The 18226-nt window shown below is 61.7% G+C and carries 17 protein-coding genes; 3 read left to right on the top strand and 14 right to left on the bottom strand.

Features of this window, described 5'->3' with window-relative positions; genetic code table 11:
- The first annotated feature begins 20 nt into the window (after positions 1-20).
- The 3 genes from CAG02_RS08480 to CAG02_RS08470 all read left to right on the top strand — a co-directional run bounded on the left by CAG02_RS08480 (position 21) and on the right by CAG02_RS08470 (position 1981).
- Complete coding sequence (locus CAG02_RS08480) at positions 21-365, top strand: pilin assembly protein (RefSeq protein WP_085688799.1); 345 nt, start codon at positions 21-23, stop codon at positions 363-365.
- A 367-nt stretch (positions 366-732) separates the two neighbouring features.
- A complete protein-coding gene (locus CAG02_RS08475; RefSeq protein WP_085697302.1) occupies positions 733-1137 on the top strand; it encodes a DUF4398 domain-containing protein in 405 nt (134 codons plus the stop codon).
- Positions 1138-1192: 55 nt separating this feature from the next.
- Positions 1193-1981 (top strand): OmpA family protein, encoded by a 789-nt coding sequence (locus tag CAG02_RS08470; RefSeq protein ID WP_085712811.1) that lies wholly within the window; start codon positions 1193-1195, stop codon positions 1979-1981.
- A 167-nt stretch (positions 1982-2148) separates the two neighbouring features.
- Here the strand turns inward: CAG02_RS08470 and CAG02_RS08465 are convergent, their stop codons facing one another.
- The 14 genes from CAG02_RS08465 to CAG02_RS08405 form a co-directional block, all read right to left on the bottom strand.
- Positions 2149-2478: a hypothetical protein gene (locus CAG02_RS08465; protein ID WP_085712810.1), complete on the bottom strand. Its 330-nt coding sequence runs from the start codon at positions 2476-2478 to the stop codon at positions 2149-2151.
- A complete protein-coding gene (locus tag CAG02_RS08460) occupies positions 2475-3380 on the bottom strand; it encodes an alpha/beta hydrolase (RefSeq protein ID WP_085712809.1) in 906 nt (301 codons plus the stop codon). Before CAG02_RS08460 ends, CAG02_RS08465 begins: the two co-directional genes overlap by 4 nt.
- 58 nt (positions 3381-3438) lie before the next feature.
- Positions 3439-4716: a flavohemoglobin expression-modulating QEGLA motif protein gene (locus CAG02_RS08455; protein ID WP_085712808.1), complete on the bottom strand. Its 1278-nt coding sequence runs from the start codon at positions 4714-4716 to the stop codon at positions 3439-3441.
- Between the two features lie 33 nt (positions 4717-4749).
- Complete coding sequence (locus tag CAG02_RS08450; RefSeq protein ID WP_085712807.1) at positions 4750-5304, bottom strand: hypothetical protein; 555 nt, start codon at positions 5302-5304, stop codon at positions 4750-4752.
- Positions 5305-5473: 169 nt separating this feature from the next.
- On the bottom strand, positions 5474-6178 hold the full coding sequence (locus CAG02_RS08445) for a TetR/AcrR family transcriptional regulator (protein WP_011332647.1): 705 nt from the start codon (positions 6176-6178) through the stop codon (positions 5474-5476).
- Between the two features lie 118 nt (positions 6179-6296).
- Positions 6297-7799 carry a lysine--tRNA ligase gene (gene lysS / locus CAG02_RS08440; protein ID WP_085712806.1) on the bottom strand — a complete coding sequence of 501 codons (1503 nt, stop codon included), beginning with the start codon at positions 7797-7799 and terminating at the stop codon, positions 6297-6299.
- A gap of 69 nt (positions 7800-7868) precedes the next feature.
- Positions 7869-8964 (bottom strand): peptide chain release factor 2 gene (prfB, locus tag CAG02_RS29490; protein ID WP_114881547.1). Its coding sequence is split into 2 segments (ribosomal slippage): positions 7869-8891 and positions 8893-8964, totalling 1095 coding nucleotides; the frame shifts between segments, so codons are not numbered across the junction.
- A gap of 236 nt (positions 8965-9200) precedes the next feature.
- Complete coding sequence (locus CAG02_RS08435; protein ID WP_085712805.1) at positions 9201-10202, bottom strand: PleD family two-component system response regulator; 1002 nt, start codon at positions 10200-10202, stop codon at positions 9201-9203.
- A gap of 48 nt (positions 10203-10250) precedes the next feature.
- The gene (locus CAG02_RS08430; RefSeq protein ID WP_085712804.1) at positions 10251-11261 is read right to left on the bottom strand and encodes a chemotaxis response regulator protein-glutamate methylesterase; all 1011 of its coding nucleotides are present in this window, start codon (positions 11259-11261) and stop codon (positions 10251-10253) included.
- Complete coding sequence (locus tag CAG02_RS08425) at positions 11258-13552, bottom strand: hybrid sensor histidine kinase/response regulator (protein ID WP_085712803.1); 2295 nt, start codon at positions 13550-13552, stop codon at positions 11258-11260. Before CAG02_RS08425 ends, CAG02_RS08430 begins: the two co-directional genes overlap by 4 nt.
- Positions 13549-14232: a chemotaxis protein CheW gene (locus CAG02_RS08420; protein WP_085712802.1), complete on the bottom strand. Its 684-nt coding sequence runs from the start codon at positions 14230-14232 to the stop codon at positions 13549-13551. The genes CAG02_RS08425 and CAG02_RS08420 overlap by 4 nt, the downstream gene beginning before the upstream one ends.
- Positions 14229-15506 (bottom strand): protein-glutamate O-methyltransferase CheR, encoded by a 1278-nt coding sequence (locus CAG02_RS08415; RefSeq protein WP_085712801.1) that lies wholly within the window; start codon positions 15504-15506, stop codon positions 14229-14231. Before CAG02_RS08415 ends, CAG02_RS08420 begins: the two co-directional genes overlap by 4 nt.
- On the bottom strand, positions 15503-16039 hold the full coding sequence (locus tag CAG02_RS08410; RefSeq protein ID WP_085712800.1) for a chemotaxis protein CheW: 537 nt from the start codon (positions 16037-16039) through the stop codon (positions 15503-15505). The genes CAG02_RS08415 and CAG02_RS08410 overlap by 4 nt, the downstream gene beginning before the upstream one ends.
- The gene (locus CAG02_RS08405; protein ID WP_085712799.1) at positions 16039-17661 is read right to left on the bottom strand and encodes a methyl-accepting chemotaxis protein; all 1623 of its coding nucleotides are present in this window, start codon (positions 17659-17661) and stop codon (positions 16039-16041) included. Before CAG02_RS08405 ends, CAG02_RS08410 begins: the two co-directional genes overlap by 1 nt.
- Between the last annotated feature and the right edge of the window lie 565 nt (positions 17662-18226).

The following is an 18226-nucleotide window of genomic DNA, read 5'->3' as shown; positions in this document are numbered from 1 at the left end:
AGGTACGACATGAGGTCATCATGAAAATCCGTGAACTCGCCCAGCATTGGGAAGAAACCGCCAAGGGTCGCCTGACCGATACCGGCTACACGATTCATCTGGATGTGGAGGCCGCCGCACGGCTGGCGGCGATTGCCGAGATGTACCCCAAACGCCATGCCGAAGAACTGCTCGGCGAACTGATCGGTGCGGCGCTTGAAGAGTTTGAGGCGAGCCTGCCGTATGTGAAAGGCTCGACCGTGGTTGCCACCGATGAAGAAGGCGATCCGCTGTATGAAGACGTTGGTCCTACGCCGCGTTTTCTCGCGTTGTCGCGGCGTCATCTACACGATTTGTCGACCGCAGCCGGCAAGCAAAAACACTGACACAACATAAATCGAAACGTGGGAGCGAGCTTGCTCGCGAAAGCAGTTTGTCAGGCACTGTAGTGGTGACTGATCCGACGCTATCGCGAGCAAGCTCGCTCCCACGTTGAATGTATTCAAATTCAAAAATCACACGCCTTTTTTCGCCCGCGCGTACCACTCTCCCCCGCCAAAGTTCCCGGTTTAGAGCCCTGTCCATTCGGTCAGAATATTTTTTGGCGATGAGCCATCTTTTCTGAACTTTTAAAAAAAGCCTTCGGTCGGAACAGGTAACCACGCCTGGAACGAGCGTTTCAAAACGCACTTGCACATGACGGTTGCGGCTCCGCTACCAGGATGGATTTCGAAGCTTCCAAGGAGTTAACCAATGGAGTTGAAGACCATGAAGACCCAAACCTCGTTCTCCCACCTGCGCGGTCTGAAACTGGCCGCCCTGGCCATCGGCACCAGCTTCGTGCTGGCCGGTTGTGCCGGCAATCCACCGACCGAGCAATACGCGGTGACTCAATCGGCCGTCAACAGCGCGGTCAGCGCCGGCGGTACCGAGTTCGCCGCCGTGGAAATGAAGCAGGCGCAGGACAAGCTCAAACAAGCCGAAATCGCCATGCACGACAAGAAGTATGACGAGGCTCGCACGCTCGCCGAGCAAGCCGAGTGGGACGCCCGCGTTGCCGAACGCAAGGCTCAGGCGATGAAAGCCGAACAGGCTGTGAAGGATTCCCAGAAAGGTGTTCAGGAACTGCGTCAGGAAAGTCAGCGCACCGTGCAGTAAGCGCGCATCCCGACTGCAAGGCTGAATCTCTTATCGATAGAAAGGACGAACGATTATGCGTAAACAACTGATGATCCCCGCTCTCCTGGCCGCAAGCGTTGCCCTGGCTGCCTGCTCGACGCCGCCGAACCCGAACCTGGAACAGGCGCGCACCAACTACGCCGGCCTGCAGGCCAACCCGCAGGCGAGCAAAGTGGCGGCACTGGAAACCAAGGACGCCAGCGATTACCTGGACAAGGCTGACAAGGCCTATCTGGACAAGGAAAACGCGGCGAAGGTCGACCAACTGGCCTACCTGACCAACCAGCGCGTGGAAGTGGCCAAGCAGACCATCGCCCTGCGCACCGCTGAAAACAACCTGAAGAACGCTGCTGCCCAACGTGCCCAGGCCCGTCTGGATGCCCGCGATCAGCAGATCAAACAGCTGCAGGACAGCCTCAACGCCAAGCAGACCGATCGCGGTACGCTGGTGACCTTCGGTGACGTGCTGTTCGCCACCAACAAGGCCGACCTGAAATCCAGCGGTCTGGTGAACATCAACAAACTGGCGCAATTCCTCCAGGAAAACCCGGATCGCAAGGTGATCGTCGAGGGCTACACCGACAGCACAGGCGCCGCTTCGTACAACCAGTCGCTGTCCGAGCGTCGTGCGACTTCGGTGCAGGTTGCGCTGATCAAGATGGGCGTCGATCCTTCGCGCATCGTGGTGCAGGGCTACGGCAAGGAATACCCGGTCGCGGATAACGGCAGCGTCTCGGGCCGTGCGATGAACCGTCGGGTGGAAGTGACTATTTCCAACGACAACCAGCCGGTGATGCCACGTTCGGCTGTCAGCTCGAACTAAGCGTCGCGCCGCAACGAAAAAGCCCCGCCTGAGTTGATCAGGCGGGGCTTTTCATTTACCGGAACTCTGTGGGAGCGAGCTTGCTCGCGATAGCGTCCTTTCAGTCAGCAATTGTTTGACTGACCCACCGCCATCGCGAGCAAGCTCGCTCCCACATGAAAACTGAGTTACTGCTGGAGTTGCTGCGGTGTCTCCTGCCCCATGCAGCGCACAGCCTTTTTCTGTGCGTTGATCAGCACCCCGGTCAGGCCTTTCTGTTCGGTGTCGAACAGCACCAGCACGCCATCGATGCACTGCGCCACCTGCGGCGCCGGGTCCAGGGAGACCTTGTAGTCTTCGCCGGGAATGGTCTTGAGCATGGTGAATTCGTTGAGCAGCAACGCATCCTCGGGTTTGGCGAAGTGCAGGTAGCCGTAGTACCACAGGGCACCGACGGTGCCGAGGATGCTGCAGATACCGGTGATGATCAGCGGGATGGCGTTGCGTTCTTCACTCATTGCGGACTCTCGTTTTCGGAATTCGGAGGTTGCGGGTAATTCGGGACTTCGCCGAGGCGGCGCAGACCATTGAAATGCTCGGGATCGTCGAGGTAACGCAGCATGACCTGACGCCACACCGGATCACCGAAGGTCTGCACATGGCCGCCACGGGTCAGTTGCAGTACGCGCGGTGGCGGCGCAGCTTGATACAGACGGATACCATTGGAAAGTGGCACCAGCGGATCGTCGATGCTGTGAAAGATCAGTTTCGGCACGCCTTTGAGTTGCGGCATCGAATTGATCGCACTGTCGCTATCCGGCACCAGCCACGACAGCGGCACCTGGAACGGCCAGGTCATCCACGATGTGCTGAGGGCATATTGGCCGACGCTGCGGTAACTGGCGGGAACCCCGTCGAGCACAAAAGCCTTGAGCTGTTTTTGTCGTTCCGGATGCTGCACCAGCCAATGCACTGCCATCGAGCCGCCGAGACTCTGACCGAGCAGGATCAACGGCTTGCCTTTGACTTCCGGCGCGTTGTCCAGCCAGGCAAATGCGGCGTCGATGTCCTGATAGATCGCCGGCAGGCTCGGCTTGCCTTCGGACAGTCCGTAACCGCGATAGTCCACCAACAGCACCTGATAGCCGTTTTTCGGCAACCACCAGCTCCCGCCCAGGTGCATCGGCAGATTGCCGCCGTTGCCGTGCAGGTGCAGCACCGTGCCCTTGACCTCGACGCCGGGTTTCGCCGGCAGCCACCAGGCGTTCAGCTTGAGGCCGTCGGCGGTGGTCAGGGTGACGGTGCGGTATTCAAGTTTGGCCTTTTCCGGGGTGAAGATCTGACCCGGCTCGGGGTAGAACAGCAAAGAGCTGCAGCCACCGAGGGTCAGGAGCAGGCAGAGGATGCCGAGGATTCTCATCCGGTGAAACCTCGCAAGGTTCGGATTCCCGCGCTCAGCGCGGGAATGATCAATGGGCCTACAGGATGTTGGAGTAATCGGCCTCGATCCGGTCCAGGCTCAAGTGGTTGAGGAAGTTGGAGAAGCACATCCACGCCGACAACGCATTCATGTCACGGAACTGATCCGGCAGATACTTGGGCGGCACCACCAGGCCTTCATCCACCAGTTGCCGCAGGGTTCGCATGTCCTCCAGCGTGGTCTTGCCGCAGAACAGCAGCGGAACCTGCTCGAGCTTGCCCTTGCGCACGGCCAACTGAATGTAGTTGTAAACCATGATGAAGCCCTTGAGGTAGGACAAGTCTTTGGTGAATGGCAGACCGGTCGGCGTCGATCCACGGAAAACCCGACTGGCGTTGCCGTAGCTTTCCGCCATTTCGAAGCCCTGCTCGCGGAAGAACTCGAAAATCTGCAGGAAGTCCGCGCCCTCCTCCACCATATGAATGGCGCGGGTGCGGTTGGTCAGTTTGCGCAGGCGGCTCGGGTAGGAGGCGAAGGTGATGATTTCCATCAGGATCGCCAGACCTTCCTGAGTCACCGTCGACGAGGGCGGGCCCTTGGACAGGAAGGTGCAGATTGGCTGGTTCAAGCCGTTGAGCGTGGTGCCGACGTGCACCAGGCCTTCGTGGACTTCCAGCGCGCGCACGTCGCGGTCGTTGAACATCGCGTCGGTGCGGATCTTGATGTAGTCGGCGCCTGCCGCCGCGTCGGCGACGATGCCGTCGGACTCGAACACGCGGATGGTTTCCTCGGCCTCGCCGAACACCTTGTTCAGGCGGGTTTGCAGCAAGTGCACGGCGTCCTTCGCGGTGAGGATCTTCGGTTCGTCCTTCAGGTCGCCACGGCCGTCGATATTGTTCAGGTAGTCCGACATCATCAGGCCGAGGTCGGCCAGGGTCGGGTCACCGGCGTGGAACGCATCGGACGCAGCGCCATACAGTTCCTGGGAAATCAGGCCGAAATCTTCGGTGCCGCGCGCTTCGAGCATGCGCACCACCATCCGGTATTCCTTGCACATGCGCCGCATGATCTGGCCGACCGGGTTGAACTGGCCGAGCTGGCGGGTGATGTCCCGTTCGATGTTCTGGAATTCCAGCTTGACCTTGCTTGAGTCAAAAGACAGTGGCCGGTTGAGGTAGTAATCGCGATCCACCGCCGGCAATTCCTTGCCCTTGGCCTTGAGAAACCCCTTGCGGATGTTCTCGTCCCACTTGACTGCGTCAAGGACGCGAATCGGCGTCTGCGCCAGCACAATGCGATCGGACAGCGTGCGTATCGTCTGCTGGTAATCGTCCACCCGAAACTCCTGTAGAAAACGTGACGAACTGAATTATTTGGCCTTGGCCTGATGCTGGTAGCGCGCCGCTTCGACGAAAACGTCCGAGTTGGCCGGGTCGTCGAGGTAAGCAAAGACCTTTTCCAGCGGACTGTCGACCTGCACGCCCTGACCGTCATCGGTCTGGAAGCCCTGGCCGTCGAGGCTTTTCTGGGCGATGGCCTGGTTGATCTGTTCGAGATCGAGGTTGTAGATCACCAGTTCATGCTTGTCGGTGATCTCGAAACCGGCGATGGTGAAGTACCCGCCATATTGCGCCGGCACCTTCGCCGACAGATACCAGCGGTTGCCATGACGCGACACAGTGAACGGATAAGCTTCCCGCTCATGGGGACGGGCCTTGAACCAGGTGACCGCCTGATAGCGGTCATTGCCCAGGCGCGTGAGTTCCAGGTTCATCGGCTCGCCCCAGGCATTGGTGCTCGCCCATTCGCCGAGCAGGCCTCTGGGCGCCGGCTCACGGGCGGGCAGCGGATCCTTGAAGGTCACCAGACAACCGCTGAGCAGCAGGAACGACAGCGCGATCAACGCGCCACGCCAGGCTTTCATTCAACACTCCCTAGAACCTGAAACACCTTCCCCTGTGGGAGCGGGCTTGCTCCGGGCGGCGATCCGACGAAAGCGGTTTCACATTCAACACTTCAGTTGACTGACCCACCGTATTCGTCGGATCGCCGCCCGGAGCAAGCCCGCTCCCACAAGGGACCTCCATCGGCTATCAGACCGACGCAAGCACCAGATGCATATAGCGCGTCAGAATGCCGAGCATGTCCTCTTCGGCCAAAGGCTCGGCGTCGTTGAGCAGGCCCTGATATTCCATCCGTCCGATAATCGCCGTCAACACCTTGGCATCCTGCTGCGGCTCGCGCGAGCCCAGCACCTGGAACAACTGGCAGGTGCCCTGCAACAGAATCTGCTGATGGGAACGTACCAGTTCCGCCAGACGCGGGTTGAGCAGCGCTTCCTGACGGAACGCCTGTTCGGCCATCAAATGCTCGCGGCGGTTGACCAGTTGCCGGTGCACGTAGTCGGCCATCAACCGGGCGATGTCGTCAGCCAGTTGCGAGCGCGACTCCGGGCTGCCGTCGCCGCTGACCACCATTTCGCGCAGCAGGCCTTCGTTGTTGATCCACAGCTTGGCCATGTAGGCCGCGCTGCGTTCGACGTATTGGGCGAAGGTATCGGTGAGCAGGTCATCGATGTCCTTGAAGTAATAGGTGGTGGCCGACAGCGGCACACCGGCCTCGGCCGCCACCGCACGGTGGCGCACGGCGCGCACGCCGTCGCGCACGACAATGCGCATCGCCGCATCGAGAATGTCCTGCCGACGCTGCTCGCTGCCCTGTCGGCTGGCCTTGCGGCCCTGGTACTGAACACTTTCAGCGACCGCAGTGGCGATACCCGCTGCACCCTCTTGAGCCATTGCACCGATCACGACAGGACTTCCTCTATTGTTTTTTTCAAAAGTAACCATTTGATACGTTTGTACCAGACAGGCAATAAAAAGCCGCCCATTTCAGGCGGCTTTTTTATTGAAACACTTACGCTTGCGGCCGCATGTGCGGGAACAGGATCACGTCGCGGATCGACGGCGAGTTGGTCAGCAACATCACCAGACGGTCGATACCGATACCTTCACCGGCCGTTGGCGGCATGCCGTACTCCAGCGCGCGAACGAAGTCGGCGTCGTAGTGCATGGCTTCGTCATCGCCGGCGTCCTTGTCGGCCACCTGCGCCATGAAGCGCTCGGCCTGGTCTTCCGCGTCGTTCAGCTCGGAGTAGGCGTTGGCGATTTCACGGCCGCCGATGAACAGCTCGAAGCGATCGGTGACGTTCGGGTTGTCGTCGTTGCGCCGGGCCAGCGGCGACACTTCGAACGGGTACTGGGTAATGAAGTGCGGCTGTTCCAGCTTGTGCTCGACCAGCTCTTCGAAAATCATCACCTGCAGCTTGCCCAGACCTTCGAAGCCCAGCACCTTGGCGCCGGCCTTCTTGGCGATGTCGCGCGCCTTGTCGATGTCGTTCAGGTCATCGGCGGTCAGCTCAGGGTTGTACTTGAGGATCGAGTCGAACACCGACAGGCGCACGAACGGCTCGCCGAAGTGGAACACCTTATCGCCGTACGGCACGTCGGTGCTGCCCAGAACCAGCTGCGCCAGTTCACGGAACAGCTCTTCGGTCAGGTCCATGTTGTCTTCGTAGTCGGCGTAAGCCTGGTAGAACTCCAACATGGTGAATTCAGGGTTGTGACGAGTCGAAACGCCTTCGTTACGGAAGTTGCGGTTGATCTCGAACACTTTCTCGAAACCGCCAACCACCAGACGCTTCAGGTACAGCTCTGGCGCGATACGCAGGAACATTTCCATGTCCAGCGCGTTGTGGTGGGTTTCGAACGGCTTGGCCGCGGCGCCGCCAGGAATGGTCTGCAGCATCGGCGTTTCGACTTCGAGGAAGTCGCGCTTCATCAGGAAGCTGCGGATGTGCGCGATCACTTGCGAACGCACGCGGAAGGTCTGGCGCACGTCTTCGTTGACGATCAGGTCAACGTAACGCTGACGGTAGCGCTGTTCGGTGTCGGTCAGGCCGTGGTGCTTGTCCGGCAGCGGGCGCAGGGATTTGGTCAGCAGACGCACGCTGGTCATCTCGACGTACAGGTCGCCCTTGCCGGAACGGGCCAGGGTGCCTTCGGCGGCGATGATGTCGCCCATGTCCCAGGTTTTCACCGCGGCCAGGGTTTCTTCGGACAGGGTCTTGCGGTTGACGTAGACCTGGATGCGACCGGTCATGTCCTGGATCACCATGAACGAGCCACGGTTGAGCATGATGCGACCTGCAACCTTGACCGGGATCGCAGCCTCTGCCAGCTCTTCCTTGGTCTTGTCCGCGTACTGTTTCTGCAGTGCTTCGCAGTAGTTGTCGCGGCGGAAGTCGTTCGGGAAGGCATTGCCCTTGGCGCGCTCGGCAGCAAGCTTTTCCTTGCGCAGGGCGATCAGGGAGTTTTCTTCCTGTTGCAGGGCTTGCGGGTCGAGTTGTTGGTCGCTCATGTCTTTAAATATTCCATCACAGGTTCGTTGCCCCCGCCGATGGCGGGGGACTTGAGGTCGGGTGAAAGCTTACAGCCCCGATTTCAGGCTGGCTTCCAGGTATTCGTCGATGTCGCCGTCGAGCACCTTGTCGCAGTCGCTGCGTTCGATGTTGGTACGCAGATCCTTGATCCGCGAGGCATCGAGCACGTACGAACGGATCTGGTGACCCCAGCCGATGTCCGACTTGGTGTCTTCCAGCGCCTGGGACGCCGCGTTGCGCTTCTGCATTTCCTGCTCGTACAACTTGGCCCGCAGCATTTTCATGGCGGTGTCCTTGTTGGCGTGCTGGGAACGTTCGTTCTGGCAGCTGACCACGGTGTTGGTCGGTACGTGGGTGATACGTACGGCCGAGTCGGTGGTGTTTACGTGCTGACCACCGGCACCGGAGGAACGATAGGTGTCGATCCGCAGGTCTGCCGGGTTGATTTCGATTTCCACCTTGTCGTCGATCTCTGGCGAGACGAAAACAGCGGAGAACGAGGTGTGGCGACGGTTGCCGGAGTCGAACGGGCTCTTGCGCACCAGACGGTGCACGCCGATCTCGGTGCGCAGCCAGCCGAAGGCGTATTCGCCCTTGATGTGCACGGTGGCACCCTTGATCCCGGCGACTTCACCGGCCGACAGCTCCATGATGGTCGCGTCGAAACCGCGTTTGTCGGCCCAGCGCAGGTACATGCGCAGCAGGATGTTGGCCCAGTCCTGGGCTTCGGTGCCGCCGGAACCGGCCTGGATGTCCAGGTAGGCGTTGTTCGGGTCCATCTCGCCGCTGAACATGCGACGGAATTCCAGCTTGGCCAGGGACTCTTCGAGACCTTGAAGGACTTCGACGACGTCGTTCACGGCGCCTTCATCGTTCTCTTCGACGGCCATGTCGAGCAGCTCGCGGGAATCGGCCAGGCCGGTGGCCAGCTCGTCCAGGGTGTCGACGATCTGCGCCAGCGCCGAGCGCTCGCGGCCCAGTTCCTGGGCGTATTCAGGTTTGTTCCAGACTGCAGGATCTTCAAGCTCGCGATTGACTTCGATCAGACGCTCATGCTTTTGATCGTAGTCAAAGATACCCCCGAATAGATTCGGAGCGCTCGGACAGGTCCTTGATGGTGTTCAGGATCGGGTTGATTTCCATGACGGGCAGCACTCGTTGGCGAACTTTTGAAAGCCGGCGAGTATAACGTAATCAAGCTGTCACGGCAGCCCGTCTGGCGGCTTCGGAGACGAATCACTTGACATTGGCTCGACGCATTTCAAATGTGGGAGCGAGCTTGCTCGCGAAGTCGGCGTGTCAGGCAACATCAATGTCGACTGGACGGCCGCTTTCGCGAGCAAGCTCGCTCCCACAGGGAACTTGCCTGGCCAGGGAATCTACTCGATGCCGACCTGGTTGCGCCCGTTATTCTTGGCCAGGTAGAGGCCACGGTCCGCCGCCGAGATCAGCAACCGGCAGTCGCTGCCCGCCTCCGGCACCATGGTTGCCAGGCCGATGCTGATGGTCAGGCTCGCCCCTTCGGCCGGAGCATTGTGCGGAATCTTCAGCGCCGCCACGGTCTGGCGCAGCTTCTCCGCCACCAGCCGCGCCCCGCCCGGCGAGGTGTTGGGCAGCACCAGCGCAAATTCTTCGCCGCCATAACGCGCCGGCAGGTCGGACGGTCGGGCGCTGGCCTCGCGGATCGCCGTGGCGACCTTGCGCAAGGCTTCATCGCCCTCGACGTGGCCAAAGGTGTCGTTGTAGGACTTGAAGTAATCGACATCGATCATCAGCAACGACAACTGACTCTGGTCACGCAGCGAGCGGCGCCATTCCAGCTCCAGGTACTCGTCGAAATGCCGGCGGTTGGACAGCCCGGTCAGGCCGTCGGAGTTCATCAGCCGCTGTAAGACGAGGTTGGTGTCGAGCAATTGCTGCTGGCTGACCCGCAACGCGCGGTAGGCCGCGTCCCGTTGCAGCAGGGTCATGTAGGAGCGCGAGTGATAACGGATGCGCGCCACCAGTTCGATGTTGTCCGGCAGTTTCACCAGGTAATCGTTGGCCCCGGCGGAGAACGCCGCGCTCTTGATCAGCGGGTCTTCCTTGGTCGACAGGACGATGATCGGAATGTCCTTGGTCGCGGGGTGATTGCGGTATTCGCGCACCAGGCTCAGGCCGTCGAGGCCGGGCATCACCAGATCCTGCAGGATCACGGTCGGCTTGATCCGCACGGCGTGGGCCACGGCCTGATGCGGGTCGGAGCAGAAGTGAAAGTCGATGTTCTCTTCATTCGACAGCCCGCGGCGCACGGCTTCGCCGATCATCGCCTGATCGTCCACCAACAACACCATGGCGGCGTTCTCGTCGGTTTTGATGTCATCGATCTGTAAGTCATTCATGGGCGGTCACCTGAGTGCTGCGGGGGCCTGGATTGCGGAGTAATGCGTTCATTTGGGGAAAATCTCCAGCAATCGTGGCGCTATCTTTTCCAGTGGACGGATTTCTACGGCTGCATCGATGGCCGCGGCGGCCTTGGGCATGCCGTACACCGCACTGCTTTGCTGATCCTGCGCGATGGTCAGGTAACCCTGTTGGCGCATGAGCTTAAGCCCTTGAGCCCCGTCGCGTCCCATCCCGGTCAATAAAACCCCTACTGCATCACCGTTCCAGTAATTGGCGACGCTTTCAAAAAACACGTCGATCGAGGGGCGGTAGATCTCGTTGACCGGCTCGGCGGTGTAGGCCAGCGTGCCGTTCTTGAGCAATCGAATGTGATGATTGGTGCCGGCCAGCAACACCGCGCCGGCCTGCGGCGGTTCGCCTTCCCGGGCCAGCCGCACATCGAGGCCGCTGGCGCTGGCCAGCCATTCGGCCATGCCGGCGGCGAACACCTGATCGACATGCTGCACCAGCACGATGGCCGCAGAAAAGTTGCGCGGCAGACCTTTGAGCAAAACCTCCAGCGCCGCTGGCCCGCCCGCTGACGAGCCGATCGCCACCAGCCGCTGGCACGACCCGGAACTGCGCGGCGTTGTCTGTGCCGGGCGGGCGCGAGCAGTTTTCTCGCCGATCAGCCAGCCGATATTCAGAATCTTGCGCAACAGTGGCGCGGCCGCCTGCTGGGCATTGCCGGCGCCAAGGGCCGGGGTGTCGACAACGTCCAGCGCGCCGTGACCCATGGCTTCGAACACCCGGTGCACGTTCTGCTGGCGGTCGACCGTGACGATGACGATGGCGCAGGGGCTCTCGGCCATGATTCGGCGGGTGGCCTCGACGCCATCCATCACCGGCATGATCAGGTCCATCAGGATCAGGTCCGGGGTGTTCTCCGCGCACAGGCGCACCGCTTCGGCGCCGTTGTTGGCGACCCACACCACCTGATGCGCCGGCTCGAAGGCCAGCGCCCGGCGCAGGGCCTCCACCGCCAGGGGCATGTCGTTGACGATTGCGATCTTCATGCCCGCGCTCCTCCGATGAGCTCAACCACTGCGTCGAGCAGGGCATCGTCATGAAAACTGGCCTTGGCCAGATAATAGTCCGCCCCGGCGTCCAGTCCACGGCGGCGGTCTTCTTCGCGATCCTTGTAGGACACCACCATCACCGGCAGCGATTGCAGGCGATTGTCGCGACGCAGCAGCGTCACCAGTTCGATACCGTCCATGCGCGGCATGTCGATGTCGGTGATCAACAGATCGAAATCCTCGGAGCGCAGGGCGTTCCAGCCGTCCATGCCGTCCACCGCGACGGCCACGTCGTAGCCGCGATTGAGCAGCAGCTTGCGTTGCAACTCGCGCACGGTGAGCGAGTCGTCGACCACCAAAATCCGTTTGCGCGCGGCTTCTGCGGCCTGATTGCCATGGCGGGCGATGCGTTCCAGACGCCCGGTGTTCAGCAACTTGTCCACCGAGCGCAGCATGTCTTCGACGTCGACGATCAACACCACCGAACCGTCGTCGAGCAAGGCCCCGGCAGAAATGTCCTGCACCTTGCCCAGCCGCTCGTCCAGCGGCAGCACCACCAGCGTGCGCTCGCCGATGAAGCGTTCGACCGCCACGCCGTAGATCGCATCGCGTTCGCGGATCACCACGACCTTCAGCGTGTCGCCGCTGTTCTGGCTCGCCGGACGCTGCAGCAGCTGGCTGGCCGCAACCAGACCGACATGCCGGCCCTCGTGCCAGAAATGCTGGCGGCCTTCGACCTGCACGATGTCGTCCGGCGCCAGATCACACATGCGCTCGATATGCGCCAGCGGGAAGGCGTAGGCCTCGTCGCCGACTTCCACCACCAGACTGCGCACCACCGACAAGGTCAGCGGCACTTCGAGATGGAAGCGGCTGCCCTCGCCCGCCGTCTGCTCCAGCACCACCGCGCCGCGCAACTGGCGGACCATGTGCTGAACGGCATCGAGGCCGACGCCCCGACCGGACACCTCGGTAACCTTGTCCCGCAGACTGAATCCCGGCAGGAACAGGAACGTCAGCAGCTCTTCTTCACTCAGCTGAGCGGCAGTTTCCGCCGGCGACAGCTGGCGCTCGACGATGCTGCGACGGACCTTTTCCAGATCCACGCCATTGCCGTCATCGCTCAACTCCAGCACCAGCAGGCCGGCCTGGTGCGAGGCACGCAGTCGGATCAGCCCTTCCTCGGGCTTGCCTTTGAGCAGGCGTTCTTCCGGTGTTTCGATGCCGTGATCGACCGCGTTGCGCAGCAGGTGTGTCAGCGGCGCTTCGAGTTTTTCCAGCACATCGCGATCGACCTGGGTTTTCTCGCCCTCGACCTCCAGCCGTACCTGCTTGCCGAGGCTGCGACCCAGATCGCGCACCATCCGCACCTGGCCCGACAGCACGTCGGCGAACGGCCGCATGCGGCAGGCCAGCGCGGTGTCGTAGAGCACTTGCGCGCGCTGACTCGCTTGCCAGGCAAACTCGTCAAGCTCGGCGTTTTTCTCCGCCAGCAATTGCTGGGACTCAGCGAGCAGGCGCCGCGCATCTTCCAGTGCCTCTTGAGCTTCAAGACTCAGGGCATGCTCCTTGAGATGCACGTTGAGACTTTCCAGCGCCCGCAGGCCGTTGTTCTGCATGCGTTTGAGGCGCTGCATGGTGGCCAGGTGCGGTTTGAGGCGCTGGGTTTCCACCAGGGATTTGCTCGACAGATCGAGCAGGCTGTTCAGCCGTTCGGCAGTGACCCGCAGCACCCGTTCGCCACCTTCGGTGGTGCGTTTGCTCTTGCGCGGCGCAGGCTCTGGCTCGGCCACCTCGACGGGGATTTCAACGGGTGCCGGTTCAACCACTGGCGGTGGCTGAAGCTGCAACTCGGCCATCGGTGGTGCGCTCGGAGCGGCGGCCACCACGGCCGGCGCCGCCGGATCGAGCAAACCACCCATCAACGCCACGTAAGCCTCGATGTCCGCCGGTTGCGGGCCATTGGCCGGGGTGGCGATGCGCATCAGCAAATCGGTGCCCTGCAACAGCGCATCGATATGCTCCGGGCGCAGGAACAGCCGCCCTTCCTGCGCACTGACCAGACAATCTTCCATCACGTGGGCAACGCTGACGCCGCTGTCGATGCCGACGATCCGCGCCGCGCCTTTCAGCGAGTGTGCCGCCCGCATGCACGACTCAAGCTGATCGGCCTGGGTCGGATTGCGTTCCAGCGCCAGCAGCCCGGCACTCAGGACCTGGGTCTGGGCTTCGGCTTCAAGGCTGAACAGCTCCAGCAGGGAGGCGTCGCGCATTTGCTCGGGGGTCATGTGAGGCTCCGGGAGACGGCGGACAACAGCTGTTCTTCATCCAGCCAACGCAGGCTGCGACCTTTGAAAGGCAACACGCCTCGGGTGTATTTGGCACTGGCCTGCGCCCCGGAACGCGACGCGGCATCGAGAATTCGTTCGTCGATGGCGTGAATCCCGTCGACTTCGTCCACCGGCACCACCACCGGCCCACCCTGGGCGGCGATGATCAGCATGCGCGGCATGATCCGCGCGCCGGTCGCCGGGGCGGCGCTACCGTCGAGATCGAGCAGTTCGACCAGCGACAGGCACGCCACCAGCGCTCCGCGCACGTTCGCTACACCGAGCAAGGCCCGGGAACGCTGGTGCGGCAAGGAGTGAATCGCCTGCAACGGTGCGACCTCCACCAGGCTGCGGGTGGCCAGGCCGAGCCATTCTTCGCCAAGACGGAACATCAGCAGCGAACGGGTTTTCAGCTCGGTTTCAACCTGGCTCGCCACCGGGTCGCGTTCGTCCTGCTGCAACGCATAACGGTCGAGCAGGCGCGTGGCTGCGGCGGAATACACCGAACAGTTGCGGCAATGGATGTGTTCTTCCAGCAGAGGGCAAGACTTGTCGCCGTGGATGCCGATGCGGTTCCAGCAATCGTCGATGGCCCGGGCGTCTTCGTGGGTGACGTTCAAGGTGTCGGACGGGATCATCGTTTACGCTCACTGTCGGCGGTGCGGCCGCTGCGGGCGGCGCGCTCCTGCAATCGTCTGGCACCGGCCGTGTCACCCTGGGCCTGCAGCAGCGCGGCCAGGTGCATCAAGGCTTCGGGGTGTTGCGGTTCGAGGTACAAGGCTTTGCGATAGTAGCTCTGGGCTTCGAGGGCGCTGCCAGCGACGTCGCTGAGCAGCCCGAGCCAGTAGAACACCTGAGCCACCGGTTCATGACTGCGCAAATACTGTTCGCACGCGGCACGGGCCTCGGCGCTTTTGCCTTCGTTGGCCAGAGCGGCAATGTTGGCCAGCAGAGTCGCCGCGTCGGGATTCGGGCTTTTGGCGGTGGCGGGCAACGGCGTCACAGCGGCAAACGGGCGATTGCGCACCGGCGGCGGTGGCGTGCCGCGTACCGGTTGGCGCACGGGCAACGGGGTCGGGAGAGCGACCGGCATCGGCAGCGGTTCGGGCTGCGGCTCGCTGTGGCGACTGAACGCGAAAGACTGCGGAATCCCGATCGAACGCATGCCCAGCCTTCCGAGCAGACTGCCCTCGGCCGGGCCGATGAACAGCACACCATCGACATGGGTCAGGCGCTTGAGCACGGCAAATACCTGCTGCTGGGTCGGCTGATCGAAATAGATCAACAGGTTGCGGCAGAACACGAAATCGAACGGCGGTTCGCTGACCAGCAATGAGGGTTCGAGCACGTTGCCCACTTGCAGACGCACCTGCTCGCGGACGATTTCATTCACCCGATAGCCCTCGTTCTCGGCGAAAAAATGCCGCTCGCGAAAGTCCAGTTCCTGACCGCGAAACGAGTTCTTGCCGTACAACGCCCGCCGCGCCTTGTCCACCGAGAGCGGGCTGACGTCCATGCCGTCGACCTTGAACTGATGGGGCTTGAGGCCCGCATCGAGCAACGCCATGGCAATCGAATAGGGTTCTTCACCGGTGGAACACGGCAGGCTGAGAATGCGCAGCGCCCGCATGTTGTTCAGCTCGGCCAGGCGTTTGCGCGCCAGTTTGCCCAGGGTGGCGAAGGATTCCGGGTAACGGAAAAACCAGGTTTCGGGGACGATCACCGCCTCGATCAGCGCCTGCTGTTCGTCCCGCGAGCCTTGCAGCGTCTGCCAATACTCATCGGCCGTGACCATCTGCGCCAGGATGATCCGCTGGCGCACCGCCCGCTCGATGATTGCCGGTCCTACCGAAGCGACGTCGAGACCGATGCGTTCCTTGAGGAAATCGAAGAAGCGCTGGTCGCTGCTCATGGCAGATCCTCAAGCCGTGCCGGATCCAGCGGCGGCGTCGGGAACAGCAGCGGGCGTACCGACTCGTCCAGCAAATCGTTGACCCGCACCCATTGCACCAGCCCCCGGGCGTCTTCACGCACCGGACCGAGGTACGGCGCCTGACGATTGTCGAGGCCGTAGGGCTGGAATTCATACGGGTTGCAACGCAGGGTGTCGGTGGCCTGTTCGAGGATCAGCCCGAGCCATTGCGAGGGTTGCGAATCGTCGGCGCGGTAATGCACCAGCACCAGTCGTGTGCTGGTGCGCGCTTCGGCAGGCTGGCCGAACGTCAGGGCACTGAGGTCGATCACCGGCACCACCGAACCGCGATAGGCGAACACTCCCGCCACCCAGTGCGGCGCCCGGGCAATCGGTTTCAGCGGCAGGCGCGGCAGCACTTCCGCCACTTCCGTGGCGCGCAGAGCGTAGCGTTCGTTGCCGATGCGAAACAGCAGGAACAACGCCTGCTTCGCCACCGGTGCAGCGCTGCGTTTGGCGATGATTTCGCTCATCAGACTTTGAATCGCGAAACGCCGCTGCGCAGGCCCACGGCCACCTGGCTCAGTTCGTCGATGGCGAAACTGGCCTGACGCAACGACTCGACGGTCTGGCTGCTGGCATCACCCAGTTGCACCAGCGCGTGGTTGATCTGCTCGGCACCGGTGGCCTGGGCCTGCATGCCTTCGTTGACCATCAACACTCGCGGCGCCAGCGCCTGCACCTGATGGATGATCTGCGACAGCTGCTCGCCGACCTGTTGCACTTCGGCCATGCCGCGACGCACTTCTTCGGAGAACTTGTCCATGCCCATCACCCCGGCGGACACCGCCGACTGGATCTCGCGGACCATCTGTTCGATGTCGTAAGTCGCAACAGCCGTCTGATCCGCCAGACGCCGCACTTCGGTGGCGACCACGGCAAAACCGCGACCGTATTCGCCGGCCTTCTCCGCTTCGATCGCGGCGTTCAGGGACAGCAGGTTGGTCTGGTCGGCGACCTTGACGATGGTCACGACGACCTGATTGATGTTGCCGGCCTTCTCGTTGAGGATCGCCAGTTTGGCGTTGACCAGATCCGCCGCGCCCATCACCGAGTGCATGGTGTCTTCCATGCGCGCCAGGCCTTGTTGGCCGGAACCGGCGAGCACCGAGGCCTGATCGGCGGCAGTGGAGACTTCGGTCATGGTGCGTACGAGGTCGCGGGAGGTCGCCGCGATCTCGCGGGACGTCGCGCCGATTTCAGTGGTGGTGGCGGCAGTTTCGGTGGCGGTGGCCTGCTGCTGTTTGGAGGTGGCGGCAATCTCGGTCACCGACGTGGTGACCTGCACCGACGAGCGCTGGGCCTGGGACACCAGCGAGGTGAGCTCGGTCATCATGTCGTTGAAGCCGGTTTCCACGGCGTTGAATTCGTCCTTGCGGCCCAGGTTCAGGCGCGAACTCAGATCGCCGGTGCGCATGGTGTCGAGAATCCGCACGAGCAGGTTCATCGGGGCCATGATCGCGCGCATCAGCAAAAGACCGCACAGACCGGCGGCCAGCACGGCCACCAGCAGGGAGATGCCCATGCTGACTTTCGCCGCCGCGACCGCGTCGTCGATGTTGTTCATGGCTTCATCGGCAACGGCCTTGTTCTCGCGAATGATGTCGTTGAGCTTCATGCGGCCGGCGGTCCAGGCCGGGGTCAGTTGTTCATTGAACAACTTCGCGGCCGCGTCCTCCTGGTTGCGCACATGCAGGTCGAGCACCTGCGCCTGAATCTTGTTGTAGTTGAGTACGTCCTGCTTGAACACGGTGTACTCGGCCCGGTCTTCAGCAGTGGTGACGGTGCTTTCGTAGTTGCCCATCTGCTCATTGAGACGCGCCTCGAAAGACTTGAAGTCCGCAGCGTCTTCGGCACTGATGCCCTGGCCTTTTTTCAGGCCCAGCAACTCTTGGGTCTGCAGATAGCTGTCGACCCAGGCACTGCGAATCATCGAGCTGAAATACACCCCCGGCACCGCGTCCTGACGCACGCTCTGCTCGCCGGCTTCGATCTTCAACAACCGTGAATACGAGACGACCACCATCAACAGCATGATGGCGATAATCACCGCAAAGCTCGCCAAAATGCGTTGGCGCAACGTCCAGTTCTTCACAGTCAGTCCTCGGGGCCAGATCGAAATTGCGGGGGAGTATAGCTGAGGGCGGTGTTTCATTTATAAGACGGTTTGCCGCGCTCGCGCCGCCCGAGCGTAAACAGGACGGGCTCTGGATAAGGACTTTCAAGGAATCGCGGGGCAACGTGCCAGTGGCGCAATGGCAAAAAGGGGCGATGGATTGGCCATTTCTGCAACGGAGAGGTCTGGCACCGACATAGCCATGTGCCATGGTGCGCAACTTCTTGCGCACTTGTTTCGCAAAATCGCCGCCTGATTCCGCTACAGCCCCCGGGTTCCGTCGCCTGTAGCCAAGTGCGCAACTTCTTGCACACCACTGCGCAAGAAGTTGCGCACTTTTGGCCTTAAATTGGCATGAAACATCTTGAAACATGCACTAAATAGCAGCTTCACCCCCATATCACGGGGACTTTGGAAAGCCTGGCACGGTCCTTGATATAGCTTTGGCACCCACCGGGCGATTTCGCCTCCCGGGCACCCTAACTTTATCCGCAAGGAGCACCTCCCATGGCAACACCAGCGTACATGTCGGTTACCGGCGAAA

This window comes from Pseudomonas sp. R43(2017) (assembly GCF_002112345.1).
GTDB lineage: Bacteria > Pseudomonadota > Gammaproteobacteria > Pseudomonadales > Pseudomonadaceae > Aquipseudomonas > Aquipseudomonas kribbensis.
Note: the sequence above shows the minus strand (reverse complement) of the source record. Positions and strands in the feature narration are given on the sequence as shown.

Bases quoted from the DNA above. Each gene is read 5' to 3' on its own strand.
- CAG02_RS08450 (WP_085712807.1), bottom strand. From the start codon at position 5,304: ATGAAAGCCTGGCGTGGCGCGTTGATCGCGCTGTCGTTCCTGCTGCTC.
- CAG02_RS08420 (WP_085712802.1), bottom strand. From the start codon at position 14,232: ATGATCCCGTCCGACACCTTGAACGTCACCCACGAAGACGCCCGGGCC.
- CAG02_RS08470 (WP_085712811.1), top strand. From the start codon at position 1,193: ATGCGTAAACAACTGATGATCCCCGCTCTCCTGGCCGCAAGCGTTGCC.
- CAG02_RS08460 (WP_085712809.1), bottom strand. From the start codon at position 3,380: ATGAGAATCCTCGGCATCCTCTGCCTGCTCCTGACCCTCGGTGGCTGC.
- CAG02_RS08430 (WP_085712804.1), bottom strand. From the start codon at position 11,261: ATGAAGATCGCAATCGTCAACGACATGCCCCTGGCGGTGGAGGCCCTG.
- CAG02_RS08410 (WP_085712800.1), bottom strand. From the start codon at position 16,039: ATGAGCGAAATCATCGCCAAACGCAGCGCTGCACCGGTGGCGAAGCAG.
- CAG02_RS08475 (WP_085697302.1), top strand. From the start codon at position 733: ATGGAGTTGAAGACCATGAAGACCCAAACCTCGTTCTCCCACCTGCGC.
- CAG02_RS08480 (WP_085688799.1), top strand. From the start codon at position 21: ATGAAAATCCGTGAACTCGCCCAGCATTGGGAAGAAACCGCCAAGGGT.
- CAG02_RS08445 (WP_011332647.1), bottom strand. From the start codon at position 6,178: ATGGCTCAAGAGGGTGCAGCGGGTATCGCCACTGCGGTCGCTGAAAGT.
- CAG02_RS08465 (WP_085712810.1), bottom strand. From the start codon at position 2,478: ATGAGTGAAGAACGCAACGCCATCCCGCTGATCATCACCGGTATCTGC.
- CAG02_RS08425 (WP_085712803.1), bottom strand. From the start codon at position 13,552: ATGACCCCCGAGCAAATGCGCGACGCCTCCCTGCTGGAGCTGTTCAGC.
- CAG02_RS08415 (WP_085712801.1), bottom strand. From the start codon at position 15,506: ATGAGCAGCGACCAGCGCTTCTTCGATTTCCTCAAGGAACGCATCGGT.
- lysS (WP_085712806.1), bottom strand. From the start codon at position 7,799: ATGAGCGACCAACAACTCGACCCGCAAGCCCTGCAACAGGAAGAAAAC.
- CAG02_RS08435 (WP_085712805.1), bottom strand. From the start codon at position 10,202: ATGAATGACTTACAGATCGATGACATCAAAACCGACGAGAACGCCGCC.